Origin of the sequence: Mesorhizobium hawassense (assembly GCF_003289945.1) — a bacterium.
In the GTDB taxonomy this organism is placed as follows: Bacteria; Pseudomonadota; Alphaproteobacteria; order Rhizobiales; family Rhizobiaceae; genus Mesorhizobium; species Mesorhizobium hawassense.
On record NZ_QMBP01000003.1, the window covers coordinates 435,810 to 460,088 of the forward strand.

General features: G+C 64.0%; 31 protein-coding genes. 7 read left to right on the plus strand and 24 right to left on the minus strand.

What is annotated here, in order from left to right:
- Positions 1 to 13 precede the first annotated feature (13 nt).
- The 7 genes from DPM33_RS09340 to DPM33_RS09370 all read right to left on the minus strand — a co-directional run bounded on the left by DPM33_RS09340 (position 14) and on the right by DPM33_RS09370 (position 7,726).
- Positions 14 to 1,492, minus strand: a complete 1,479-nt coding sequence (locus tag DPM33_RS09340) for a mannitol dehydrogenase family protein (RefSeq protein ID WP_112097105.1) — start codon at positions 1,490 to 1,492, stop codon at positions 14 to 16.
- A 158-nt stretch (positions 1,493 to 1,650) separates the two neighbouring features.
- Positions 1,651 to 2,421 carry an L-iditol 2-dehydrogenase gene (locus DPM33_RS09345; RefSeq protein ID WP_112097106.1) on the minus strand — a complete coding sequence of 257 codons (771 nt, stop codon included), beginning with the start codon at positions 2,419 to 2,421 and terminating at the stop codon, positions 1,651 to 1,653.
- Between the two features lie 10 nt (positions 2,422 to 2,431).
- Complete coding sequence (locus tag DPM33_RS09350; protein ID WP_112097107.1) at positions 2,432 to 3,436, minus strand: ABC transporter ATP-binding protein; 1,005 nt, start codon at positions 3,434 to 3,436, stop codon at positions 2,432 to 2,434.
- A 45-nt stretch (positions 3,437 to 3,481) separates the two neighbouring features.
- The gene (locus tag DPM33_RS09355) at positions 3,482 to 4,306 is read right to left on the minus strand and encodes a carbohydrate ABC transporter permease (protein WP_112097108.1); all 825 of its coding nucleotides are present in this window, start codon (positions 4,304 to 4,306) and stop codon (positions 3,482 to 3,484) included.
- 10 nt (positions 4,307 to 4,316) lie between these two features.
- Complete coding sequence (locus tag DPM33_RS09360; protein ID WP_112097109.1) at positions 4,317 to 5,189, minus strand: carbohydrate ABC transporter permease; 873 nt, start codon at positions 5,187 to 5,189, stop codon at positions 4,317 to 4,319.
- Between the two features lie 143 nt (positions 5,190 to 5,332).
- Entirely contained in the window at positions 5,333 to 6,643 is a 1,311-nt protein-coding gene (locus tag DPM33_RS09365) for an ABC transporter substrate-binding protein (protein ID WP_112097110.1), read from the minus strand.
- Positions 6,644 to 6,817: 174 nt separating this feature from the next.
- Positions 6,818 to 7,726, minus strand: a complete 909-nt coding sequence (locus tag DPM33_RS09370; RefSeq protein WP_112097111.1) for a LysR substrate-binding domain-containing protein — start codon at positions 7,724 to 7,726, stop codon at positions 6,818 to 6,820.
- Positions 7,727 to 7,937: 211 nt separating this feature from the next.
- On the opposite strand from DPM33_RS09370, the gene DPM33_RS09375 reads away from it, so the two are divergent.
- Positions 7,938 to 8,123, plus strand: coding sequence for a hypothetical protein (locus DPM33_RS09375; RefSeq protein WP_112097112.1), 186 nt, complete (start codon positions 7,938 to 7,940; stop codon positions 8,121 to 8,123).
- Between the two features lie 21 nt (positions 8,124 to 8,144).
- Here DPM33_RS09375 and DPM33_RS09380 read toward each other — a convergent pair whose 3' ends face one another.
- The gene (locus DPM33_RS09380; protein ID WP_112097113.1) at positions 8,145 to 9,101 is read right to left on the minus strand and encodes a sugar-binding transcriptional regulator; all 957 of its coding nucleotides are present in this window, start codon (positions 9,099 to 9,101) and stop codon (positions 8,145 to 8,147) included.
- Positions 9,102 to 9,309: 208 nt separating this feature from the next.
- Between DPM33_RS09380 and DPM33_RS09385 the strand changes: the two genes are divergently transcribed.
- A complete protein-coding gene (locus DPM33_RS09385; RefSeq protein ID WP_112097114.1) occupies positions 9,310 to 9,942 on the plus strand; it encodes an HAD family hydrolase in 633 nt (210 codons plus the stop codon).
- Positions 9,943 to 10,336: 394 nt separating this feature from the next.
- Here DPM33_RS09385 and DPM33_RS09390 read toward each other — a convergent pair whose 3' ends face one another.
- From DPM33_RS09390 to ureC, 9 genes are all read right to left on the minus strand, one after another.
- Positions 10,337 to 11,104, minus strand: a complete 768-nt coding sequence (locus DPM33_RS09390) for a class II aldolase and adducin N-terminal domain-containing protein (RefSeq protein WP_112097115.1) — start codon at positions 11,102 to 11,104, stop codon at positions 10,337 to 10,339.
- Between the two features lie 75 nt (positions 11,105 to 11,179).
- Entirely contained in the window at positions 11,180 to 11,812 is a 633-nt protein-coding gene (gene ureG / locus DPM33_RS09395) for an urease accessory protein UreG (protein WP_112097116.1), read from the minus strand.
- A complete protein-coding gene (locus DPM33_RS09400; protein WP_112097117.1) occupies positions 11,809 to 12,249 on the minus strand; it encodes a DUF3995 domain-containing protein in 441 nt (146 codons plus the stop codon). The genes ureG and DPM33_RS09400 overlap by 4 nt, the downstream gene beginning before the upstream one ends.
- On the minus strand, positions 12,246 to 12,962 hold the full coding sequence (locus tag DPM33_RS09405; RefSeq protein WP_208648380.1) for an urease accessory protein UreF: 717 nt from the start codon (positions 12,960 to 12,962) through the stop codon (positions 12,246 to 12,248). Before DPM33_RS09405 ends, DPM33_RS09400 begins: the two co-directional genes overlap by 4 nt.
- A complete protein-coding gene (locus tag DPM33_RS09410) occupies positions 12,910 to 13,497 on the minus strand; it encodes an urease accessory protein UreE (RefSeq protein WP_112097118.1) in 588 nt (195 codons plus the stop codon). The genes DPM33_RS09405 and DPM33_RS09410 overlap by 53 nt, the downstream gene beginning before the upstream one ends.
- A complete protein-coding gene (locus DPM33_RS09415) occupies positions 13,494 to 14,099 on the minus strand; it encodes a glutathione S-transferase family protein (RefSeq protein ID WP_112097119.1) in 606 nt (201 codons plus the stop codon). Before DPM33_RS09415 ends, DPM33_RS09410 begins: the two co-directional genes overlap by 4 nt.
- Before the next feature lie 43 nt (positions 14,100 to 14,142).
- Positions 14,143 to 14,736: a hypothetical protein gene (locus DPM33_RS09420; protein WP_112097120.1), complete on the minus strand. Its 594-nt coding sequence runs from the start codon at positions 14,734 to 14,736 to the stop codon at positions 14,143 to 14,145.
- A 25-nt stretch (positions 14,737 to 14,761) separates the two neighbouring features.
- Complete coding sequence (locus DPM33_RS09425) at positions 14,762 to 15,196, minus strand: hypothetical protein (protein ID WP_112097121.1); 435 nt, start codon at positions 15,194 to 15,196, stop codon at positions 14,762 to 14,764.
- 33 nt (positions 15,197 to 15,229) lie between these two features.
- Positions 15,230 to 16,942, minus strand: coding sequence for an urease subunit alpha (ureC, locus tag DPM33_RS09430; protein ID WP_112097122.1), 1,713 nt, complete (start codon positions 16,940 to 16,942; stop codon positions 15,230 to 15,232).
- 182 nt (positions 16,943 to 17,124) lie between these two features.
- On the opposite strand from ureC, the gene DPM33_RS09435 reads away from it, so the two are divergent.
- Both DPM33_RS09435 and DPM33_RS09440 read left to right on the plus strand, forming a co-directional pair.
- Positions 17,125 to 17,502 carry a hypothetical protein gene (locus DPM33_RS09435; protein ID WP_112097123.1) on the plus strand — a complete coding sequence of 126 codons (378 nt, stop codon included), beginning with the start codon at positions 17,125 to 17,127 and terminating at the stop codon, positions 17,500 to 17,502.
- Positions 17,503 to 17,619: 117 nt separating this feature from the next.
- The gene (locus tag DPM33_RS09440; protein WP_112097124.1) at positions 17,620 to 18,105 is read left to right on the plus strand and encodes a hypothetical protein; all 486 of its coding nucleotides are present in this window, start codon (positions 17,620 to 17,622) and stop codon (positions 18,103 to 18,105) included.
- A 20-nt stretch (positions 18,106 to 18,125) separates the two neighbouring features.
- Here DPM33_RS09440 and DPM33_RS09445 read toward each other — a convergent pair whose 3' ends face one another.
- Genes DPM33_RS09445 through DPM33_RS09465 form a run of 5 tightly spaced genes read right to left on the minus strand, consistent with a single transcriptional unit; the run spans position 18,126 to position 20,523 of the window.
- The gene (locus DPM33_RS09445) at positions 18,126 to 18,431 is read right to left on the minus strand and encodes an urease subunit beta (RefSeq protein ID WP_112097125.1); all 306 of its coding nucleotides are present in this window, start codon (positions 18,429 to 18,431) and stop codon (positions 18,126 to 18,128) included.
- 7 nt (positions 18,432 to 18,438) lie between these two features.
- Positions 18,439 to 19,032, minus strand: a complete 594-nt coding sequence (locus DPM33_RS09450; RefSeq protein WP_112097126.1) for a HupE/UreJ family protein — start codon at positions 19,030 to 19,032, stop codon at positions 18,439 to 18,441.
- Positions 19,033 to 19,058: 26 nt separating this feature from the next.
- Positions 19,059 to 19,313 (minus strand): DUF1272 domain-containing protein, encoded by a 255-nt coding sequence (locus tag DPM33_RS09455; protein ID WP_112097127.1) that lies wholly within the window; start codon positions 19,311 to 19,313, stop codon positions 19,059 to 19,061.
- A 5-nt stretch (positions 19,314 to 19,318) separates the two neighbouring features.
- Complete coding sequence (locus tag DPM33_RS09460) at positions 19,319 to 19,621, minus strand: urease subunit gamma (RefSeq protein WP_112097128.1); 303 nt, start codon at positions 19,619 to 19,621, stop codon at positions 19,319 to 19,321.
- A 20-nt stretch (positions 19,622 to 19,641) separates the two neighbouring features.
- The gene (locus DPM33_RS09465; RefSeq protein WP_112097129.1) at positions 19,642 to 20,523 is read right to left on the minus strand and encodes an urease accessory protein UreD; all 882 of its coding nucleotides are present in this window, start codon (positions 20,521 to 20,523) and stop codon (positions 19,642 to 19,644) included.
- Positions 20,524 to 20,727: 204 nt separating this feature from the next.
- On the opposite strand from DPM33_RS09465, the gene DPM33_RS09470 reads away from it, so the two are divergent.
- The 3 genes from DPM33_RS09470 (at position 20,728) to DPM33_RS09480 (ending at position 23,031) form a co-directional block, all read left to right on the plus strand.
- Positions 20,728 to 20,982: an acyl carrier protein gene (locus DPM33_RS09470; protein ID WP_112097130.1), complete on the plus strand. Its 255-nt coding sequence runs from the start codon at positions 20,728 to 20,730 to the stop codon at positions 20,980 to 20,982.
- A 4-nt stretch (positions 20,983 to 20,986) separates the two neighbouring features.
- Positions 20,987 to 22,195 carry a beta-ketoacyl-[acyl-carrier-protein] synthase family protein gene (locus DPM33_RS09475; protein WP_112097131.1) on the plus strand — a complete coding sequence of 403 codons (1,209 nt, stop codon included), beginning with the start codon at positions 20,987 to 20,989 and terminating at the stop codon, positions 22,193 to 22,195.
- A gap of 131 nt (positions 22,196 to 22,326) precedes the next feature.
- Positions 22,327 to 23,031, plus strand: coding sequence for a glutathione S-transferase family protein (locus DPM33_RS09480; RefSeq protein ID WP_112097299.1), 705 nt, complete (start codon positions 22,327 to 22,329; stop codon positions 23,029 to 23,031).
- Positions 23,032 to 23,106: 75 nt separating this feature from the next.
- Here DPM33_RS09480 and DPM33_RS09485 read toward each other — a convergent pair whose 3' ends face one another.
- Together DPM33_RS09485 and DPM33_RS09490 are read right to left on the minus strand one after the other, a co-directional pair.
- A complete protein-coding gene (locus tag DPM33_RS09485; RefSeq protein ID WP_112097132.1) occupies positions 23,107 to 23,433 on the minus strand; it encodes a hypothetical protein in 327 nt (108 codons plus the stop codon).
- 153 nt (positions 23,434 to 23,586) lie between these two features.
- Entirely contained in the window at positions 23,587 to 24,198 is a 612-nt protein-coding gene (locus DPM33_RS09490; protein WP_112097133.1) for a nucleoside triphosphate hydrolase, read from the minus strand.
- Positions 24,199 to 24,279: the final 81 nt, after the last annotated feature.

Below are 24,279 nucleotides of genomic sequence, written 5' to 3' on the forward strand. Positions count from 1 at the left end.
TTCCAGTCGAGCGTCAGAGCTTGCCGGCGAGATAGCGCGTCAGGGTTTCGCGCGCGCCGTTCGCCCACAGGACCTTCAAGGCGTGGGCGAAGGCCTCGGCGAAAACGGGCGAGCGGCCGACATCGCCATAGATATCCTCCATCGCCAGCCAGGCTTTCGGATCGGTTTTCGCCGCTTTCGCGGTCGCCTGCATGCGGTCCCAGCTCGGGTCGTTGGGCTCGATGACGGCGCCGCTGTCGGTGGTGCCGAAGCAATAGCGGCACCACAAGGCCGATTCCAGCGCGAGACCGGCGGCGCCCTTGCCCGCCTTCAGCCGGTCGGCGATCGTCGGGATGATGAATTTCGGCTGGCGATTGGAGCCATCGAGGCAAAGCCGGCGGATGGTGTCGCCGATCTTGGGATTGGAGAAGCGGCGCTCGATGAGCTGGTAGTAGTCCTCCAGATCGGTGTTCGGCACCGGCGGCACGGTCGGGATGATCTCGTCATGCTCGAGCTTGGACAGGAAGGCGCGCACCAGCGGCTCCTGCATGCCTTCATGCACGAAGTGGATGTCCATCAACCCGGCCGGATAGGCGATGGTGGCGTGACCGCCATTGAGGATGCGGATCTTCATCAGCTCGTAAGGCGAGACATCCTTGACGAACTGCACGCCGACCTTTTCCAGCGCCGGGCGACCGGCGGTGAAACGATCCTCCAGCACCCATTGCTTGAACGGCTCGCAGAACACCGGCCAATTGTCCTCCAGGCCGAAATCGTCGGCGAGGATCTTGCGCTCGCGGTCGGTGGTGGCCGGGGTGATGCGGTCGACCATGCCATTCGGGAACGCGACCTTGTCCTCCACCCATTTGGCCAGGTCCTCGTCGATCAGCCGGGCGAGGCCAATGACGCCGTCGGAGGTGACGTGGCCGTTATGAGGGATGTTGTCGCAGGACATGACGGTGAACGGCACGATGCCGTCGGCGCGCCGGCGCAACAGGCCGGCCAGGATGATGCCGAACACGGTCTTCGGCGTGGCACCCGGCTGCGCGTCGGCAACGATGTCGGGATGGGCCGGGTTGAACTTGCCCGAAGCCGGGTCGATGAAATAGCCGCCTTCGGTGATGGTCAAAGAGACGATCTTGATCGCAGGATCGGCCAGCTGGTCGATGAGCGCGGCGGCATCGCCGGGCATCAGGAAATCGATCATGGCGCCGGTGACGCGGGCGCTCATATGGCCCTGGTCCTGCTCGACGACCGTGGTCAGCCAGTCCTGTTCCTGCAGCTTGGAGCGGCCGATCTTCTCGCCTTCGAACACGCCGGCGCCGATCAGCGCCCAGTCATGCCCCTCGCCGGCGCCGAACAGGTCGTCGAGATAGACCGCCTGGTGCGAGCGGTGGAAATTGCCGACGCCGAAATGGACGATGCCTGCCTTTAGCTTCGAGCGGTCGTATTTCGGGCCGGCGACGTTGGCCGGCAGCTTGGCGAGGTTGGAGGAAGAGAGTTTCACGGTCATCTCAGTTTACCCTTTGGCCGATCCGCAGCCCGACTGTTCCGCCTCCTTGGGAGAGCGAGGATGAGGGGCAGCATCTGGTGTTCCGGCATGCTGCCCCTCACCTGCCCCATGGCGTCTTCTCCGGAGGAAAGAGAGAAGCGCCTTCCCCCCTCAACCGTTCAACTCATCCATTGCCCGCCATCGACATTGTAGGTCTGGGCGACAATGTATTCGGCCTCGTCGCTGGCGAGGAAAACCGCCATGCCGGCGAGGTCCTCCGGCCTGCCCATGCGACCATAGGGAACGCCCTCGCCGACCAGCCGCTTCTTCTCGCCTCTAGGCCGGTTCTCGTATTTAGCGAACAGCGCGTCGACCTCATCCCACATATCGCTGTCGACGACGCCCGGCGCGATGCCGTTGACGTTGATGCGGTGCTTGATCAGGTCGAGCCCCGCCGACTGGGTGAGCGAAATGACTGCCGCCTTGGTGGCGCAGTAGACCGCGACCAGCGGCTCGCCGCGGCGGCCGGCCTGGCTCGCCATGTTGATGATCCTGCCGCCCTTGCCACGTGCGATCATCGAGCGCGCCGCGGCCTGCAGCATGAACAGCGTGCCGGCGACATTGACCGAAAACAGCTTTTCGTAGCTCGCCCTGCTTATCTCGACGATCGGCGCCAGGTCGAAGATCGCGGCGTTGTTGACCAGGATGTCGAGGCTTCCGGTCTTCGCCTCGACCGCCTTCACCGCCGCCTCGATCGAGGACTGATCGGTGACGTCGAGCCGGACCGCGTAAGCCGCGGAACCGATCGCCTTGGCCGTCGCTTCCGCCGCTTCGAGATTGATATCGGCAATCGCGACCGTCGCACCTTCGCGCGCATAGGCTTCGGCGAAGGCCCTGCCGATGCCGCGCGCCGATCCGCTGATCAGCGCCGATTTGCCTTTCAACCTCACTTTGCCGTCCTCACTGGGCCAGCGCCTTGCCGTCGGCGCCGAAGCGATGCAGCTTGGCCTTGTCCGGGGTCAGGTAGATGGTGTCGCCATGCTTGACCGCGACCTCGCCATCAGCGCGCACATTGACGGTGCCGATGCCGTCGGCCTGGGCGTGCAGGAAGGTGTCGGAGCCGAGATGCTCGGCAACGCCGACCGTCGCCTTCCAGTCGCCGGCCGTGGTCGAGATGTTGAGATGCTCGGGCCGGATGCCGATCGTCTTGGCGCCGTATTTGTCGGCCGGCGCGCCTTCGATCAGGTTCATCTTGGGCGAGCCTATGAAGCCGGCGACGAAGAGGTTCTTCGGCGTCTTGTAAAGCTCCATCGGCGAGCCGACCTGCTCGATGTTGCCAGCGTTGAGCACGACGATCTTGTCGGCCATGGTCATGGCTTCGACCTGGTCGTGGGTGACGTAGATCATCGTCGTCTTCAGCTGATGGTGCAGCTCGCTGATCTCCAGCCGCATGGTGCCGCGAAGTGCCGCGTCGAGGTTGGACAGCGGCTCGTCGAACAGGAAGGCCGAAGGCTGGCGCACGATAGCGCGGCCGATGGCGACGCGCTGGCGCTGACCGCCCGAGAGCTGGCCCGGACGGCGCTCGAGGTAGTTGGTGAGGTTGAGCACGCGGGCGGCGTCCTTCACCTTCCTGTCGATGGTCGCCTGGTCCTCGCCGGCCATCTTCAACGGGAAGGCGATGTTCTTGGCGACCGTCATATGCGGGTAGAGCGCGTAGGACTGGAACACCATGGCAAGCTTGCGCTTGGCCGGCGCCTCGCCGGTAACGTCGCGGCCGTCGATGCTGATGGTGCCACCGCTGGTGTCCTCGAGCCCGGCGATCAGCCTGAGCAGCGTGGACTTGCCGCAGCCCGACGGGCCGACGAACACGACGAACTCGCCGTCCTCGATATTGAGGTCGATGTTCGGAATGATCGACGTCGACCCAAAGGACTTGGAGACGTTCTTGAGCGTGATATTTCCCATGGTTTCCTCCCGGGGATAGTCTTCGTCGTCCGCCGCGTGGCGTTCTTACTTCACGGCACCAAAGGTGAGGCCGCGCACCAGCTGCTTCTGGCTGAACCAGCCCATGATCAGGATCGGCGCGATCGCCAGCGTCGAGGCCGCCGAGAGCTTGGCCCAGAACAGACCTTGCGGACTGGAAAAGGAGCTGATGAAGGCGGTGAGCGGCGCTGCGTTGGTGGTGGTGAGACGGATCGTCCAGAACGCCTCGTTCCAGGCCAGGATGATGTTCAAAAGCATGGTCGAGGCAATGCCTGGAACGGCCATCGGCGTCAGCACATAGATGATCTCGTTCCATAGCGAGGCGCCATCCATGCGCGCCGCTTCCAGGATCTCGCCCGGGATCTCGCGGAAGTAAGTGTAGAGCATCCAGACCACGATCGGCAGGTTGATCAGCATCAGCATCACGGTGAGGCCGATGCGGCTGTCGAGCAGGCCGCTATCGCGGAAGATCAGGTAGATCGGGAACAGCACCGCGACGGCCGGCATCATCTTGGTGGAGAGCATCCACATCAGGATGTCCTTGGTCCGCTTGGTCGGCGAGAAGGCCATCGACCAGGCCGCCGGAACCGCGATCAGGATCGCGAGCAGCGTCGAGCCGACCGACAGGATCACCGAGTTCAGGAAGAACTTGAAGTAGCCGCTCTGCGCCTGCACCTCGGCGTAGCTCTCCGTAGTGCCCGACGGGATCAGGTTGAAGCCCTGGATCGCCTCCTGCTCGGATTTGAACGAGGTGATGATCGTATAAAGGATCGGAAAGAAGATCAGCAGGGCGACGATCCAGGCCGCGGCCGTGGCGATGGTCTTGTGCTGGGTGGTGACTGCGCGGGCCATCTTGTCCTCCCTATTTGTCGAGGTTCTTGCCGACGGCGCGCATGGCGAAGAAGGCAACGATGTTGGCGAGAATGACGGCGATCACGCCACCGGCGGATGCCTGACCGATTTTGAACTCCAGCAGCGCCTTCTGGTAGACGAGGAAAGGCAGGTTGGTGGAGGCATAGCCCGGGCCGCCATTGGTGGTGACCAGGATCTCGGCATAGACCGAGAGCAGGAAGATCGTCTGGATCAGGATGACGACGGTGATGGCGCGCGACATATGCGGCAGCGTCAGGTAGATGAAGCGGCTGAGGAAACCGGCGCCATCCATCTCGGCCGCTTCCTTCTGCTCGCCGTCGAGCGACTGCAGCGAAGTGAGCAGGATCAGCGTGGCGAAGGGCAGCCACTGCCAGGCGACGATGAGGATGACGGCGGTCAGCGGATGCTGCCCGAACCAGTCTATCGGCTCGGCGCCGAAGAAGCGCGCTATGTCGGCGAAGACGCCATATTGCGGGTGCATGATCATGTTCTTCCAGACCAGTGCCGCGACCGGCGGCATGACGAAGAACGGCGAGATGACCAGGATGCGCACGATGCCCTGGCCCCAGATCGGCTGATCGAGCAGCATCGCAAGAAGGATGCCGCCGACCACGGTGATGACCAGCACGCTGACGACGATGGTGAGCGTGTTGAGGATGGCGGCGAAGAACGCCGGATTGGAGTAGAAGAGCTTGTAGTTGGCGAACCAGACGAAGCCGTCGCGGATCGGGTTCAGCGGATTGTACTGCAGGAGCGAAAAGTAGATCGTGAAGACGAGCGGCACGATCATCCAGACGAACAGCAGGACCACCGATGGCGCCATCATGAAACGGGCAAGCGAACGGGTTTGCTGAGTAGCCATGACGGTCACCCTTCCAAGGTCAGCCGGATTTTCAGAGTTGTGCCAGAATATTCCCGGTTTTGAAAAGTGGCCGCCCGAACTGGGTTTCGGGCGGCCACCTGCCGGTCATGATGCGCGACCGGCATTCGGCACCGGGAGGAGCCTTACTTGATGTAGCCGCCTTCGGTCATTGCCGCGGTGGCCGCGTCCTGGGCCTGCTTCAGCGCATCGTCGACGCTCGACTGGCCGGCAAGAGCCGCCGAGAAGAGCTGGCCGACGGTGGTGCCGAGGCCCTGGAATTCAGGAATGGCGACGAACTGCACGCCGACATAAGGCACCGCCTTGACGGTCGGGTGCGTCGGATCGGCGGCATTGATGGAGTCCAGCGTCATCTTGGCGAAGGGCGCTGCCTTCTGGTACTCGGCATTGGCGTAGAGCGAGGAGCGCGTGCCCGGAGGAACGTTGGCCCAGCCTTCCTTCGCCGCAACCAGTTCGGCGTAGTGCTTGCTGGTAGCCCAGGAGACGAACTTCTCGGCGGCATCGGCCTTCTGGGTGCCGGCTGGGATCGCCAGCGACCATGCCCACAGCCAGTTGCCGCGCTTGCCGAGGCCGTTGTCCGGCGCCAGCGCATAGCCGACCTTGTCTGCGACCTTCGAGGCCTTCGGATCGGAGACGAAGGAAGCGGCGACGGTGGCGTCGATCCACATGCCGCACTTGCCCTGCTGGAAGAGCGCCAGGTTCTCGTTGAAGCCGTTGGACGAAGCGCCTTCCGGACCGTCGGCCTTCATCAGGTCGACATAGAACTGCAGCGTCTTCTTCCATTCCGGCTGGTCGAATTGCGGCTTCCAGTTCTCGTCGAACCAGCGGGCGCCGAAGGAGTTCGACATGGCGGTGAGGAAGGCCATGTTCTCGCCCCAGCCGGCCTTGCCGCGCAGGCAGACGCCGTTCACGCCGTTGGCGCGGTCGGTCATCTTGTCGGCGGCCTGCTTGATGAAGTCCCAGGTCGGGGCGTCGGGCATCTTGAGGCCGGCCTTCTCCATCAGGTCCTTGCGGTACATGACGAAGGAGCTTTCGCCGTAGAAGGGCGCGGCATAGAGCTTGCCGTCGACCGAAAGGCCACCGGCGATGGCCGGGATGATGTCCTTGACGTCGTAGTCGTCGCCGAGCTTGTCGAGCGGCAGGAGCCAGCTCTGCTTGGCCCAGATCGGAACTTCGTAGGTGCCGATGGTCATGACGTCGTACTGGCCACCCTTGGTGGCGATGTCGGTGGTGACGCGCTCGCGCAGCACATTCTCTTCAAGCGTGACCCAGTTGAGCTGGATGTCGGGGTTAGCCTTGGTGAAGTCGTCGGTCAGCTTCTGCATGCGGACCATATCGCCATTGTTGACGGTGGCGATGGTGATGGATTCGGCATGCGCGGCGAAAGCAAGGGCGCTGGCCGACAACAGGCCCAGGGTGAGCGTGCGAAGTTTCATCAAATTCCTCCCATAAACCAAGTTGAGCATTTGCCTTGGCTTTGGGCAATTACTCACTTACCGTGATTTATGTCAAGGCGGAATCGATGCTGCAGCGCAGCAGAAATGACGCAACGTGACCCGATCCGGCGACGCCGGTCGGTAACATCGAGAAAGTAGCTAGAGACGGTTAGCCTAGGGGCAAGCGATTTCGGCCAATATCCAGTCGCGGAAGGCGCGGATCTTCGGCACGTTGCGGCGCGCCGTCGGGTAGACCAGCCAATAGGCATGGCCGTCGTCGCCTACGAGGTCGAAAGGCTGGACCAGGCGGCCGTCGGCGATCTCGTTCTTGAACAAGGCCCTGGTCAGGATCGCGACGCCGTGGCCGGCCATCGCCGCGTTCGCCTCATAAGCCTGCGCGCCCATGCTGGAGCCGGGCCGTTTGGCGAGGTCGTGTCCGGCGACGCCGGCGGCCTCGAACCATTGCGTCCACCAGATGTCGCCGGGATCGAGGATCGGCAAGCGCAACAGATCGGCCGGCTCGCTGACGCCGCCGATGCTCGCCGCGAGCTTCGGGCTCAGCATCGGCGTGAAATCGGCGTCGAGCAGTTTGTGCGACTCCAGGCCCGGCCACTTGCCGCCGCCGGAGCGAATGGCGAGATCGACGTCCTCGCGCGCGAAATCGGTGAGCCGGCTCGACGTGTCGAGCCGCACGGCAAGTGCCGGATGGGCGAGCTGGAACGAGCCCAGATGCTGCGCCAGCCAGTTCGAGGCGAAGGTCAGCACGGTGGTGACACACAGCAGCCCGTCGGCGCCGCCGCGCGCCGCGGCATAGGCCTGCCCCAGGATGGCGAAAGCCTCGCTGACGGCCGGCGCCAGGCGCTGGCCGGGCTCGGTCAGTTCGATCTGCTTTGGACGGCGCAGGAACAGCGGCGCGCCGATGCGTTCCTCGAGCACCTTGATCTGGTAGCTCGCCGCCGCCTGGGTCATGCCCAGTTCCTGCGCCGCCTTGGTGAAGGACAGGTGCCTCGCAACCGCCTCGAACACCCGGATCGCCTGCAGCGGCGGCAGCGGCGCAAGCTGCGGAGAGCTCAGATCGGGCATAAAACCTCCTTATGGGTCATGATCGAGGTTTAATTGGAAGCGCAAAGCCGCCAACCCGATATTTGGGGTCGACGATCAATCCAGTTCAAGCACCAAGCGCTTCGCCGTTTCACGGAAACGGCAAAACGCTCTAACTCTTTGATTTTATGCAATTCCGGACGGATAACCGCTCACACTTTTCCTGGAATTGCTTTAGCGAAGGCTGACGATCATGACCACGGTGCAGGAAAAGCTCGTTTCCACGCCGGCGCAAGGCTGGTTTTACCTGCTGGCGCGCGAATTTTCACGGCTTGCCCGCCGGCGGCGCGGCTATGTCGATGTTCGGGACCTGTCGCCGCATCTGCAGCGCGACATGGGTTTCCTCGACGGCAACGACCCGCGCGGACCGTCCCAATAGCCAGCTCTTTTTTATCGGCAGTCAGCCTGCGAGCAGCGCCGCGGCCGTGCGTTCATCGGTGATGAGGCCGTTGACCAGCCGGCGGTTGACCGCCGCCAGGATGCCCGGCAGCTTGCGCTCGCCCATCGCCAAGGCGATGACCAGCGACTTCTCGCGCGACGGCAAGGCGGCGGATGAGACGCGGTCGTTGGTGATGCCTTCGATCATGCGGCCTTCGCGGTCGAACACCCAACCGACGATCTCCGCGATGCCGCCCGCCTTCTGCAGCGCCTTCAACTCGCTTTCCGAGATGAAACCGTCCTCATAGAGCGGCGCCTTCGGACCGAGATCGCCGATGCCGATGAAGGTGACGTCGGCCTCGGCAGCCAATGCCAGGGTCGGCTGGATCATCGGCTGGTTGAGCAGCATGTCGCGCTCTTCCGGCGAGGAGGCGATGACCGGCAGCGGCATCGGAAAGGACCGCGCCTTGACACGGTCGGCCATGGTGAAGATGACGTTGTAGAAGGCGGCCGAGCCGTCGGGCGAGATGTTGCCGGTCAAGGACACCACCTTGTGCTGCGGGCATTCCATCGGCGGCAGCTGCTCGATCGCCGCCTTCAGCGTGCGTCCGGTGCCGATCGCCATGACGATGGGGGAGTCCGAGCGCAGCCGGCGTTCGATCTCGGCCGCTGCGGCCTCGGCGATGCCGATCGTCGTCGAGCTCGAGGTCGGATCGCTCGGCACCACTTCGACGAGGTCGAGCGCGAAGCGCGAGCGCAGCCGGGCGGCGAGGTCGAGGCAATTGGCGATCGGATGGTCGACCCGCACCTTGATCAGTCCCTCCGACATGGCGAGCGACACCAGCCGCTGCGCCGTCTGCCTGGAGATGCCGAGCTTGGCGGCGATCTGGTCCTGTGTGTTGCCGGCAACATAGTAAAGCCAGCCGGCGCGCGCGGCGTCGTCCAACCTGGTGTTGCCGGTTTCCTGTCGCGAATTCACGTCCTGCCTCCCAGCCCGCGCGATGCTGAAACGGGCGCCATAGCTTACAGCGATTACGCCAACGCGCAATTGTCTATCGAAAGAGCAATTGCTTGGGCGCGTTCCTGCCTCCTCAAGGATCAAGACGTCGCTTGTCCAACCATTTGCCAGCGGGACGGTTTATCTCGACCGGGAAACGCATTAAGGGGAGCGGCGAAGGGAGCCGCGCATGACGCCGAAAGCCGTTTTCTGGGATATGGACGGAACGCTGGTCGACAGCGAGCCGCTGCATGAGGCAGCACTTGCGGCCGCCTTGCGCAGCGTCGGCATCGCCCCGCCGCACGACCTGCATGAACGGGTGCTGGGTATCGCCGCGTGGCCGGTCTACGAGATGCTGCGCGACCAGTTCGGCCTGTCATTGCCGTTCGACGACTGGATCGTGCGCAAATACGATCACTATTTGCCGATGGCCGAGACGCTGAAGCCGCGCCCCGGCGCGATCGAGGTGTTCGACGAATTGCGCGCGCTCGGCGTCGAGCAGGCGGTGGTGTCGAATTCCGATCGGCTGATCGTCGACGCCAATCTGACCGCCGTCGGCCTCACTTATCCCGGTATGCTAACGGTCAGCCGCAACGACGTGATCGACGGCAAGCCGCTTCCCGAGCCCTTCCTGCGCGCCGCCTATCTCGCCGGCGTCGATCCGGCGGACGCATTCGCCGTCGACGACAGCCTCACCGGCGCCATGGCCGGGCTGGCCGCCGGCATGAAGACGATCTTCTGGCCGGAAGCGCCGATGGCAGGACCGCCCGGCGCCATCGTCATCAACAGCGCCGAGGAATTACGGGCGCAATTGGGGCTCTGAGCAAGCTTTCAGAGGTCGGCGCCGCCCCTCATCCGCCCTTCGGGCACCTTCTCCCCGTGAAACGCCACGGCATACACGCATTTCCAAGCGGCTGGTCCTTGGCGATAGCGTGCGTGGCAGCTTGGCGCATGCATTGTCTAATGTAGCGCTGGTCGACCCCCACTCCGTCTCGGCTTCGCCGAGCCACCTCTCCCCCGATCGACGGGGTAGAGGAAAGCGCCAAGCTTTCTTGTGGTCAACGCGCGTCCAGCAACGCTACTTCCTTTCCCTCCGGAGAGGGGAAAGGTGGCGCTGCGAAGCAGCGACGGATTGGGGGAACCACGTGGCAATCAAGCTTCGGGCCGATCAGTCACGCCAGTCACACAAGATATATGCATAGCGTAGTGAAAACGCCTCAATTCCGGTAGACCGGCTCTTCCTCGTCGAGGATTGCCTTCAGCTCGGCCAGATGGCGTTCGGCCTGGCCGGGATAGTCGTCCATCTCGCTCGCGGTCTTTTCGGCGATCTCGTCGGAGAGCGTGCGCAGCGGCCGGCCGGTCCACAGCGCCTTGATGTAGGTCTCGGCGGCGCGCTCGAAATAGAACATGCGGTTGAAGGTGTCCGCGACACTGTCGCCGATGACCATGACGCCGTGATTGCCCATGACCATCACCTTGACCTTGGGATCGGTCAGAAGCTGCGAGCAGCGCTCTCCCTCCTCCTCGAAAGCCAGCCCGCCGTAGTTGGCGTCGACGACATGGCGGTTGAAGAACATGGCTGAGTTCTGGTCGACAGGCGGTAAGGTCGAATCGGCCAGCGAGGCAAGCACCGTGGCGTGGATCGAATGGACATGCATGGCGCAGCGCGCATGCCGGACGTTGCGATGGATGGCGCCATGCAGGCCCCAGGCGGTCGGGTCGGGCGCATTGGGGCCGGAGAGCGTTTCGGGGTCGTTGGCGTCGATCAAAAGCAGGTCGCTCGCCTTGATGCGCGAGAAATGCACCTGGTTCGGGTTCATCAGGAACTTCGTACCGTCCTCGTTGACCGACAGCGAGAAGTGGTTGGCCACCGCCTCATGCATGTTGAGCCGGGCGGTCCAGCGGAAGGCGGCGGCGAGGTCGACCCGCTCCTTGTAATAGGGCAGGTTGCTCAGCGGCTCCTTGTGCAGGCGGGCAAGGCTCATCGAAAATCCTCCGGGTTTTCCAAACAATGCCGAACCCAGCCCCGACCAGCAACCGCAAACTGGTAGGTCAGAGAGTCAGGCCGCCGGGCGCGCCGATTGCAGCCCGCCCTGCTCGACGATGAAATCGATCACCTCCTGCAACCCCTTGCCGCGCGAGAGGTCGGTGAAGCCGAAGGGGCGCTTGCCGCGCATGCGGCCGGCATCGCTCTCCATCACGTCGAGGTTGACGTTCACATAGGGCGCCAGATCGCTCTTGTTGATGATGAGGAAATCCGACCGGGTGATGGCCGGTCCGCCCTTGCGCGGGATTTCCTCGCCCTGGCAGACCGAGATGACATAAAGTGTCAGGTCGGCAAGGTCCGGCGAGAAGGTGGCGGCGAGATTGTCACCGCCGGACTCGATGAAGATGATGTCGAGATCCGGGAATTTCCGGTTCAGCTCGGCGATCGCCCGCAGATTGATCGAGGCGTCCTCGCGAATCGCCGTGTGCGGGCAGCCGCCGGTCTCGACGCCGACGATACGCTCCTCCGGCAGCGCCTGCAGGCGGGCCAACATCATCGCATCCTCTTTGGTGTAGATGTCGTTGGTGACGACGGCGATGGAGAAGTCGTCGCGCAGCGCCTTGCAGAGCTTTTCGGTGAGCGTCGTCTTGCCCGAGCCGACCGGGCCGCCGATGCCGATGCGAAGAGGACCGTTTTTCGACGTCATGCCGGAAACTCCGAAATAGCAAGGATGGCGAAGCTGAGCCCAATCACCAGGCAGAGCGGCGAATAGAGGCGCTGGTCGAGCCGCGCGAAAGGCTGTTCGGAGGCGAGCCGGCGCCACCAGGGCGTGAAGCCGGCAATGCCGCGGCCGAGAAAGACGAGGCCGATCATCAACGCCGTGACGGCCAGGCCCTCCCTTGGAAAGGGCGTGGCAAAAACGCCGGCCAGCGCCAGCGGCCAGAGCGTCGCCAATACTAGGCAGGCCGCGACGGCGAAGCTCGCGACTGCCGACGGCATCTCATCGACGCCGCGGAAGCCGACGACGGCGCGCGCGCAGGATGCCTTGTCGGTGCCCGGCCAGATGCCGCCTATGCCCCAATATACGTGCAGCGAGGTGATCAGAAGCAGGACGAAGGAGAGGATGATGGCGAGGGCGGTCATGAGCGGAACAGCCGCGAGTATTGCGTTTCGTGCTGCATCGCCATGATCTCTGACATGAAAGCCGCGCCGCCGAGATCGTCGAGCGTCGAAGCCGCGGCGCGAGCGGAAGTCGTCAAGGCCAAAGGCTCAAAGCCGGCTAACAATGCGACGGCATCGGTTTGGCCAACGACACCGAGCCTGATCGCCGCCTGGACGAGATTGGAGAAGAAGGCCTGCAGGAAGGCGGACAGCGCTTCTGGGAGACCGACACCGCCGCTGCCGGCAACAGCACCGACTGCGATGCAATAGGGGCAATCGGCCGGCAGACGCTGCAGCGCCGGCGACGGCCAGGCGGACGCCGCCTGGAGGAAGGCCGAGCCCTGCAGCATGGTTTCGGTATGACGCTCCTGTGAGCCGGCGAGCGCCTCGGCCAGAGCTGCAACCTCGTTGACGTCGCCGCCGTCGCGCGCGCGACGCCAGCTTTCAGCGAAGAGCACGGCGTCGTTCCAGCCCGAACCCATCTCGACCAGCGTCTCCAGCCAGCCGGCCAGATCCTGGCGATCGGCGATCAGCCCGTCATGTACCGCGCGCTCGAGCCCATGGCTGTAGGAGAAGCCACCGACCGGAAAGGCCGGCGACAGCCAGGCCATCAGCCGCAAAAGCGCGACGCTGGAAGACCGCTCAGTCATGGTGATGGTGGTGACCATGGTCGTGGTGGTGATGGTCGTGATCATGATGGTCGTGCGCGTGATCATGGTCGTGATGATCGTGACCATGATGATCATGCGCATGATCGTGGCCGTGCCCGGAATAGGCGCCGCGCACCGGGCTGAACGGTTGCAGAACCTCGCTCACTTTGGCGCCGAGGCCTTCGAGCATTGCCTTGATGACATGGTCGCGGAGGATGAGGATGCGGCTCGGCTCGATCGCCGCCGCGAGATGGCGGTTGCCGATGTGCCAGGCGAGCTCGGCAAGGTGCACGGCATCGCGGGCACGGATATCGTAGACCTCCTGCGGCGCCGCGACGATTTCGAGCTGGCGGCCGTCTTCCAGCACCAGCCGGTCACCATTCGCGAGTGCGACGGGTTCGGGCAGGTCGACCAGCACCTTGTCACCGGCCGTCGTCTCGATGGCGCGGCGGCGCAGATGCCGCTCGTCATGCGGCAGCATGGCCTTGTCATAGGGCGCAGCCGAGCCGGCTTCGCCGGCAGGAAGAACCGAAACGGCGCGCGGGAACTTGGTGAAATCGGTGGTGATGTTGAGTTTCATTTCATGGCTCCGCCATTGGCTTGCGCGCGGCCGCGAGCAGGTCGCGACAGCACGCGGTCGAAATAGGCGCCGACCCGGTCAGAGTCGATCGGGAATCTTCCGGCACGCGCCCAGGCGCCCATGTCGCCGAGCAGCACGTCGACAGCTGAGAACCGATCGCCCAACGCAAAGGGCTTATCGCCAAGCCGGCGGTCCAGCGCCTTTATTTCGGATGCGAAATCATAGATCGTGGCCGGGCCGACATCGACCCGGATGTCCTTGGGCAAGAGGAAGCGGTGGCGCAGCTTGTTCCACAATGGCGCTTCCAGCTCGCTCTGGGCGAAATGCATCCAGGAATCCATCTCGGCGCGGCCGGCAAGACCGGAATTGGCGCCCATGCCTTTGTCGGCATGCTTGTCCGCCAGATAGACGCAGATCGCCGCCGAATCCGTGATTTTCAGATCGCCGTCGATCAGGATCGGCACCTTGCCCGACGGGTTGAGCGCATAGGCCTCGGGTGAGCGCAGCGTGACCTCGGCGAACTCATAGGGCTCCCCGAGTTCCTCGAGCATCCAGAGAACGCGGCTGACCCGGGATCCGCGTGATCCGACGGCCTTGTACATGGTTGAACCCTCTTTCCTCGCGACCCTAGACGATTGCTCCCGATCAGACGATGGTGTCGAAGAGCCGCAGGATGAACGAAATCTGATAGATCAGCGCAACCGCCACGAAGGCGATATGGAAGCGGCGGTCGCGCACCAGGATCGCCACGAGGCAGAGCGCCACGAAGACCGGGGTGCGGATCAGATATTCGTTGCCGAAGCGGGCGAAATGCTCCGGGCCCTTGAGCAGCGTGTCGACGACATCGAGCAGGTAGGTCGCGCCAAGCAGCCCGAAGAACCAGGCGCGGCGCGAATAAAAATAGTCCTCGTAGCCGGTGTAATCGAGCATCGAATCCGGAAACAGTAGCGCGCAGAGCAGGAACAGGGTGATGGCGTAGAAGATGATGAAGAGATATTTGCCGAAGGTCCAGTTCTCGATGGCGTAGAGCCCGAACTCCCACCACCAGAAATGCACCAGCATCAACAGCACCGAGGCGACCCAGGCAAGGTGCACCGCATAGAGCCGGTACTGGCCGGGATGCTGGACGATGTGGGCGGTTCCCGAAAGCAGCCGGGTGACGCCAAGGCCGATCACCATGCCCATGACGATGCGGATATGCGGGAAGATGTCGTGGGGAGAAGCGATTTCGGTGGCCATCTACGAGCAGACCCGATCATTGAAGTCAGTCATACCACAGCCATAGCTTTCGGTAGCCCGCAGGAACTTCAACCTGCTCGGCCGGTAGATGATCCACATCGCCTTCCCAAGTTTCGTCCGGTTCAAACCCTGACGGCAACCAGCCGACGACATCTTCTTCACCGGCGCGCGTTGTGACGACGACCTTGTCGGAGAACGGCCATTCTCCATCATCACACTGCACAATTGCTATCCGAACGTCGTGAACTTCGGGCCTTTTGCGTATCGACTGAAATGTTGCCAGAATCGTATCATTGTCCGGCGCCTCCGCACTGTTGCAGAGCAATCCGGCTTCACCTTCAGCCCCATCAAAATATTCTTCCAGCGTAACAAGCGGCATGGTGAGCGGGGTAACGCCGCCATTGTATTTTCGCAGCGCGCCCATCTTGGAAATCACCGCCAGCTTCTTTTGCTCATTCATGGATGCGTCCGATATTCTGTGGGCGCACCGATCCTAAAACAGAAAATACCGCTGCGCCATCGGCAGCACCGTCGCCGGCTCACAGGTCAGGAGCTCGCCGTCGGCGCGCACCTCGTAGGTTTCCGGATCGACTTCGACATGAGGGGTGGCGTCGTTGAGCACCATCGAGTGCTTGCCGATGCCGCCGCGCGTGTTCTCGACCGCGATCATCGCCTTATCGACACCCAGCCTGCCCTGCAGGCCGGCATCGAAGGCGGCCTTCGAGACGAAGGTGACCGAAGAATTGGTCAGCGCCTTGCCATAGGCGCCGAACATCGGCCGGTAGTGCATCGGCTGCGGCGTCGGGATCGAGGCGTTGGGATCGCCCATGGGTGCGGCGGCGATCGTGCCGCCGACCAGCACCATCTCCGGCTTCACGCCGAAGAAGGCCGGGTTCCAGAGCACCAGATCGGCGCGTTTGCCGACCGTTATCGAGCCGATCTCCTTCGACAGGCCGTGCGCGATCGCCGGGTTGATCGTGTATTTGGCGATGTAGCGGCGGACGCGGAAATTGTCATTGTCGCCGGTCTCGCCGGGCAGCGCGCCACGCTGGCGCTTCATCTTGTCGGCGGTCTGCCAGCAGCGGATCGCCACCTCGCCGACACGGCCCATGGCCTGGCTGTCGGAAGAGATGATCGAGAAGGCGCCGATGTCGTGCAGGATGTCCTCGGCCGCGATCGTCTCCTTGCGGATGCGGCTTTCGGCAAAGGCGATGTCCTCGGGGATCGACGGCGAAAGATGATGGCAGACCATCAGCATGTCGAGATGCTCGGCGAGCGTGTTGACGGTGTATGGCCGGGTCGGATTGGTCGAGGACGGGATGACGTTGGGCAGGCCGCAGACCTTGATGATGTCGGGCGCGTGGCCGCCGCCGGCGCCCTCGGTGTGGAAGGCATGGATGGTGCGGCCCTTGATCGCCGCCACCGTGTTCTCGACGAAGCCGGACTCGTTCAGCGTGTCGGTGTGGATCATCACCTGCACGTCGTAATCGTCGGCGACCGACAGGCAGCAGTCGATCGCCGCCGGCGTCGTGCCCCAGTCCTCATGCAGCTTCAGCGAGCAGGCGCCGGCCAGCACCATCTCCTCGAGCGCCGCCGGCTTTGAGGCATTGCCCTTGCCGGACAGGCCGATATTCATCGGGAAGGCGTCGAAGGACTGGATCATGCGCGCCATGTGCCATGGCCCCGGCGTGCAGGTGGTGGCCAGGGTGCCGTGCGCCGGACCGGTGCCGCCGCCCAGCATCGTCGTGATGCCGCTCATCAGCGCTTCCTCGATCTGCTGCGGGCAGATGAAATGGATATGCGCGTCGAAGCCGCCGGCCGTCAGGATCTTACCTTCGCCGGCGATGATCTCGGTGCCCGGGCCGATGATGATGGTGACGCCATCCTGCGTATCGGGATTACCGGCCTTGCCGATTGCCGCGATGCGGCCATCCTTCAGGCCGATATCGGCCTTTACGATGCCGGCTAGCGCGTCGACGACCAGCGCGTTGGTGATGACGGTGTCGACGGCGCCGCCCGCCCGCGTGACCTGGCTCTGGCCCATGCCGTCGCGGATGACCTTGCCGCCGCCGAATTTCACTTCCTCGCCGTAAACGGTGAGATCCTTCTCGACCTCGATGAACAGCTCGGTGTCGGCAAGCCGCACCTTGTCGCCGACCGTCGGGCCATACATCTGCGCATAGGAAGCGCGGGTTATCCTGGCCATCAGCGATTGCTCCCGAAATTCAGGTTGCCAAAAATACGGTTGTTTGAGCGTGGGCTGCACATTGTCGCCATCCAATGGTCACGCAATGACCCGTTCGGCGACACCTTGCGCTCCCATTTGGCGGTTGAGGTGCGCGAGTCAGCCCAAAACGACCGTTTGCCCAACCGATGGAAGGAACATCCATGCGTAAAACGATAGTCATCGCCGCAGCCGCCACTCTGATGATGGCGGGCGCCGCGAGCGCCCAGCAGCAGCCAACGCCGCAGCCCAGTCCGGCGCCGACCGCACCAGCCGCGCCGAAGGGACAGCCCGCCGTGCCGACGATCCAGAGCGTCAACATCGTCGACATCACAGAACTGCCCAAGGACACGCAGACGCAGGTCAACCAGATCGTGGCACAGCGCGGCGATGCCGGCCTGCAGACCTTGCGCAAGTCGATCGACGCGACGCCCAAGGTGAAATCCGCGCTCGAAGCCAAGGGCGTCAGCTCGGCGCAGGTGATCGCCGCCAGCATGCAGCCCAATGGCGCGCTGACGCTGATCACCAAGAAGGCAAGCTGACTGCATGCCAGGGCGGGCCGCCTTGCGGTCCGCCGTCCGGCTTTTGAAGGGAACCTCCGGCCTGGGAGGACCGTTTCGCTTCTTTCGCCCCGCCACGAGTTCAGTCAGGAGCGAGCGATGGCGAATGCTCCGCGCCTTCGAAGATACATCCCAGTGGTCGTCGCTGCGCTTGTTCTGGCCACGCCACACGCCGCCTTCCCGGCGCAGCCTCTGACCAATGACAAGTCCGTCTCGGCCATCGTCGATTCGAACATCCGGCAGGAAGAGACCTCCTCGCAAACCGAGGCCGGAAAGGTCATCACGGCCATCGACCGCACCCGCGAGAATATTGGCACGGTGCGCAAGACCACCAAGCTCGACACGGTCGACATCGTGTTCCTGACCGATGCGGCGCGCAGCGAAGGCGGGCCGCCGCCGGTGATCGAAAACAAGGTGAAGCAGCATAAGGACGACGTGGCCGAGCTGCGCCAGGAGATCGAGGCGAATGCGCTGCTCTTCAACGCGATCGATTCGCGGCGCGTGCTGGCCGAGGACGTGCTTGCGGTGGAGTTCGACAATCCCGGCAAGATCGTCATCTACGCCGCCGCCAAGCCGCCGAAATGATTTGAGGCCGCCGGCGGACGTCACAGCTTGCCCATCACCTTCTGCTGAAAACCATAGACCTCGCGCTTGCCGCCGAGCGGCACCAGCGTGACATCGCGCTCCTGCCCTGGCTCGAAGCGCATGGCGGTGCCGGCGGCGATATCGAGCCGCATGCCGCGCGCCTGCTCACGGTCGAATTTCAGGCCCTCATTGGTCTCGAAGAAGTGATAGTGGCTGCCGACCTGGACCGGACGGTCGCCACTGTTGGCGACCTTGAGCGTGACGGTCGGCCGCCCCTTGTTGAGTTCGATCTCGCCTTTGGCCGGGATGACTTCGCCGGGGATCATCGCGCCCTCACAAAACGCCGAAGGCAAGGCCGACACCGACCGCCGCGCAAGCGGCGCCGGCGGTGCGCGCCAGGCTGCGGTAGCGCAGGCCAAACCCGAGACCGGCCGCCATGCCGACGCCGTGGAGCAGCACTGTCGCAACGGCAAAACCGGCCATGTATTCCAGTCCGCCGGCATTTTCGGGCACTTCCGTGCCATGCGCGTGACCGTGGAACAGCGCGAACAGACCGATGACGACGACACCGGCCGAGACCGGCAGGTCGATCGCCAGCGCCACCAGAAGGCCGAGCGCCACGACGGAAGCGAGGATGGCCGGCTCGACGAAAGGCAGCGGCACATGCAGCATGCCGAGGCCGCCGCCGACCAGCATCACGCCGAGAAAGGTGAGCGGCCACGCCGAGACCGCCTTGCCGCCCTTCATCGCCGCCCACAGGCCAACGGCGAGCATGACCGTCATATGGTCGAGGCCGGACAGCGGATGCGCGAAACCCGCGGCGAAGGAAGAGGCCGTGCCGACGCTGACATGGGCTTCAGCGGGCATTGCCGCGGCCAGCAGCAGAACGGCGCCGAGCGCGCTGCGTTTCGTCGAAGCGGAGATCATGTTTCTACCCTTCCCCTTTAACCTGATCAGGCGGCCTTGCGCGGGCCGCAGCCTTCGGCCTTGAGCACGCGTTTGGTCGACGGCGGATATTTCGAGAGCTTGGCCGCCGGCCTGATCGGCCGCGGCGCGAAATTGCCGCCGCAATTGGGGCAGACGCCGCCCAGCACATTGTCGACGCAGTCGGCGCAGAAGGTGCATTCGAAGGTGCAGATCAGCGCATCGGTCGCCCCCGGCGGCAGGTCCTTGTCGCAGCATTCGCAATTGGGTCGCAATTCCAGCATCGGTCTCACCTTATGGGTTCATGCACGGTGACTAGTTTGGTGCCGTCGGGAAACGTCGCCTCGACCTGGACGTCGTGGATCATCTCGGCGATGCCGTCCATGACCTGGGCGCGGGTGATGACATGGGCGCCGGCTTCCATCAGTTCCGCGACCGGACGGCCGTCGCGCGCGCCTTCGACGACGAAGTCGGTGATCAAGGCGATGGCTTCCGGGTGGTTGAGCTTGACGCCACGCTCCAGCCGCTTGCGTGCCACCATCGCCGCCATGGCGATGAGCAGCTTGTCTTTTTCACGCGGCGTCAGGTTCATGCAAAGTCCCGGTGTTCAAATCAGAGTGACCACAATTTGGGCAGGCCCGCCCGTCCATTGAGCAGTTCGACGAGCGGAACCAGCCGTTTGCGGAGCTGGTACCCGTCGCCGGCGCAAAGCCTCGCAAGAAGCTTGCCAGATCGGCCGACGCTCCAGAAACTGGCGCCACCCGAGCCGCCCATGGTGGGGTCGCCGATGATGGCGCGGGCCGGCTCCAGCAGGCTTTCCGCCTGCGGCGAAATGAGCAGCAACGTGGCCACGGCAAGCGCACCGCCTGTCGCCGCCGGCCGCTGGAGCGTTGCCGCGATCTGCGGGCCGACCCGGAAATCCTCCGCATGGAACAGCACGCCGTTCTGGCGGATTCGCCAGCGGTCGTGGAAACTGCCGTTGACCGTGCGCTCGCCCATCGCAAGCCGGCCGAACAGCGTGGCTTCGAGCACCAATGCCTCGGCATCTTGGGCGAGCTCGACATCCAGCGTGCGGGCGAAGGCGGCATTGTCGAAAACGATGGTTTCCTGCGGCAGCCAGGCGATACGGCCGCCCGGACCGACGCGCAGGCCGACACTCGTCTCGGCCCTGTCGGCGGCGGCGCGATAGACCTTTTCGCAGGCCTGGGTGGTGACGGAGGCAGAGGCGTCGGCATCGACCTCGACCGTCCAGCCGAGACGGTCACCGCCGGTCAGCCCCCCGGCCGTGTTGATCAGCACCGCCTCGAGCGGATCGCCTTGCACCGCCGGCAGTCGGATTTTGGCCGATCCGTCCTGATAAAGCCGCCGCAGGCGCGTGCGGCCACGGCTCTTGCCGCAGAAAAGCCTGCCTAGCCCGGCAACACGTTGCGCGACCGGCAAAGCAGCGGCGTCCGAAGGAGAGGCAGGTTGGGGTGCCAAGGTGTCGTCGGTCATGTCCACGACCCCAGGTTAAGCACTCCGGCGGCTTTGTCGATATATCGCTTGTTGCTTGACATCGTTTCGGTTTCTATAGAGGGAAGCCACCCTGGAGCGGTCGCGCGGTGTCCGGCGAGGCAACGGCAACGGCGTTTGTTGGATCCGGGGATCAAAAAAGGGGCGCTGATCAGTCGGCGTCGGGAACGACAGGGAAGGAACCGAATGGCTGACCAGCTGACGACCGAGATCATCGAAAAGATCAAAGCGCATGCCGATACCGGCGGCGAGGAGATCACCACCAGCACCGATCTCAGCACGCTTGGCATCCATTCGCTGGAGCTGACGGAGATCATCTTCGACCTCGAGGAAAAGTATAACATCGAGATCGAGATGAACACGGTCGACGCCTGGAGCAATCTCAAGAACGTCGGCGACATGGTCGAGGCGGTTCGCGAACTGATCGCGAAAAAAGCCTGACTGCATGCAAAAACGCGTCGTCATCACCGGCATTGGCGGGATTTGCGGGCTCGGCAACGACGTGCCGGCGATGTGGGACGCCATGCGCGCCGGCCGCTCGGCCATCGGCGCGATCGAGAATTCGTCGCTGCACGACCTAAAGGTCAAGGTCGGCTCCGAGGTCAAGGCATTGCCGGACCACGGCATCGACCGCAAGCAGCTGGTGTCGATGGATCGCTTCAGCCTGCTGGCGGTGATCGCGGCCCGCGAAGCCATGCGGCAGTCCGGATTGACGGCGCATGCCGACAACACCTACCGGATGGGCGCGATCATCGGCGTCGGCGTTGCCGGTTTCGAGACCATCGAGGAGAATTATCGCGCGATCCTGGTCGAGGGGCGCAACCGCGCCGCCATCTTCACGGTGCCGAAAGTGATGCCGGGCGCGGCAGCCGGCCAGGTGAGCATGAGCCTCGGCCTGCGCGGACCTGTCTACGGCGTGACCTCGGCCTGCTCGTCGGCCAACCATGCGATTTCCACGGCGGTCGACCAGATCCGGCTCGGCCGCGCCGACGTGATGGTCGCGGGCGGCACCGAGGCGCCGCTGGTGTGGGGCGTTCTCAAGGGCTGGGAGGCGCTCAGGGTGCTTTCGCCCGATACGTGCCGGCCGTTCTCTGCCGACCGCCAGGGCCTTTCGCTCGGCGAAGGCGCCGGCATGGCGGTGCTGGAAAGCTACGATCACGCCATGGCGCGCGGCGCCACCATCCTGGCCGAGATCGCCGGTGTCGGCCTTTCCGCCGACGCCTCCGACATCGTCGCGCCGACCGTCGAGGGGCCGGAAGCGGCGATGCGCTTCTGCCTGGCCGATGCCGGGCTCAATCCGGAAGACGTCGACTATCTCAACGCGCACGGCACCGGCACCAAGGCCAACGATCAGATCGAGACCGCGGCGATCAAGCGCGTCTTCGGCGAGCATACCCGTTCGCTTTCGGTGTCCTCGACCAAGTCGATGCATGCGCATTGCCTCGGCGCCTCGGGCGGACTTGAGATGGTCGCCTGCGTGATGGCGATCCGCGAGGGCATCGTGCCGCCGACCGCCAATTTCCGCGAGCCGGACCCGGAATGCGACCTCGACGTGACGCCGAACACGGCGCGCGAACGCAAGGTGCGCTCGGCGATCAGCAACAGCTTTGCCTTTGGCGGCACCAATGCGGTGCTGGCCTTCAAGGCGGTCTGATCACTGCCCCGGTTGACTGTGTGTCCATGGGCGGCCGGCGCCAGGTGTATTGATCCGGGCCGGCCGGAATCCTAATTCTTCCTCACCTGCCACGAGTGCCGTCCGGCGCCGACCCGCATCCGGAGTTTCCGATGACCGACCTGTCCACCTTTCCGATCACCAAGCGCTGGCCGGCCAAGCATCCCGAGCGCCTGCAGCTTTATTCCGCCACGACGCCCAATGGCGTGAAGGCTTCGATCGCGCTGGAGGAGATCGGCCTGCCCTATGAGCCGCACTACGTCGACATCGGCAAGAACGAGAGCTGGACGTCGGAATTCTTGTCGCTCAACCCGAACGGCAAGATACCGGCGATCATCGATCCGGATGGTCCGGGCGGCAAGCCGATCGGCCTGTTCGAATCGGGCGCCATCCTGCTCTATCTGGCCGACAAGACCGGCAAGCTCATTCCCGCCGATCCGATACGGCGCTACGAGACGATCCAGTGGGTGTTCTTCCAGATGGCGTCGATCGGCCCGATCTTCGGACAGGTCGGCTTCTTCAATAAGTTCGCCGGGCGCGAAATCGCCGACAAGCGGCCGCTGGAGCGCTATCGCGACGAGTCGCGACGGCTGATCGGCGTGCTGGAAACGCGGCTGAAGGGTCGCAAGTGGATCATGGACGACGACTACACCATCGCGGACGTGTCGATGCTGGGCTGGGTGCGCAACCTGATCGGCTTCTACGAGGCACGCGAACTGGTCGGCTTCGATGATTTCCCGACCGTCGCCGATTGGCTGGAGCGCGGCCTGGAACGGCCGGCCGTGAAGCGCGGCCTCACCATTCCGGCAAGGGGCTGAAAGCGATTTCAGGAAAAGGGGCGACGCTCAGGCTCAGCGACTTCGCCGCCTCCTGTCCGGAATTGCATAAAACGCCTATTTCGTCTTGGCCTTGGCGCCACCGCGGCCGAACATGGAGGCCGCAAGTCGCGCGGTAGCGACGACCGCTCCTGTCGCGACGCTGGCCGCGGTGCGGATAGGACCCGACGTCTTTGCCGCCGGCTTCGGATGCTTCGCGGCCTTGGCAGCGACCTTGTGGGCTGTGCCTGGCGTCACCTTCTTCGGCGCCGCCTTGCCGAAAGCCTGCTTGGCATCTTTCGACCGCTCGGCGAGCGCCGGGCCGGCGCCAGCCTTGGCCTGCGCCGTCCTCGATTGGTTGGCCCTGGTTTTTTTGGGGGCGGGTTTTCTGCTGTTGGTTGCCATCTGACGGCTCCTGCTTGTTTTCGTTCGCAATTCCGGGCGGAAAGCGGTTGCGCGCCTTCCTGGAATTGCTCCGGCGCCGGACAATTCGGGATAGGGGCATAACGGCGTGAAAACCTTAAAGTTCCCGCCGGAAAATATTGAAAATTGAGCAGGTTAACCAATGACCATGTCGGCCGGCCGGCGCCGCGCCAGCACCCGTTCGATGTTGGGCATGTCGTTGGAGGCAATCCAGGCGCGGGCATCTTCATCGGACTTGCCATGCTCGCGCCAGCGCTCCATCAGCCGGCGCTCGAGCTCATTGCGCGGCACGTCGACGAAGATGGTGAAATCGAACAACGGCCCCAGCCGCGACCACGGCTCCTCGTCGAGCAGCAGGTAATTGCCCTCGACCAGGATGAACTTGGTGTCGGTGCCGACGATTTCGGCCGCCGCGCGCGATAGTTCGATGGTGCGATCGAACACCGGGATAGCGATGTCGGGCTCGCCGGAGCGGATGCGCTTCAACAGCGTCTCGAAGCCGGCGAAATCGAAGGTTTCCGGCGCGCCTTTGCGAGGGCGCAGGCCGCGGCGGTTGAGAATGATGTCGTCATAGTGGAAGCCGTCCATCGGCACGACCTCCGAGCTGCCCTCGGGCAGAAGCTCATGCAATGACGCCGACAGCGTCGACTTGCCGGAGCCGGGCGGACCGGCGATGGCGACGACGAAGCGCTTGGCCTTGCCGGCGCGCTTGAAGATGGCGGCTGTGATATGGGCGATCTCGGACATCGGCGCCTTTCCGGTAAGGTTGCGGCCCGCATCTTGGCGGTGAAAGGTGGAAATTTCAAACCTCGTTCGCTTATGCCGAAG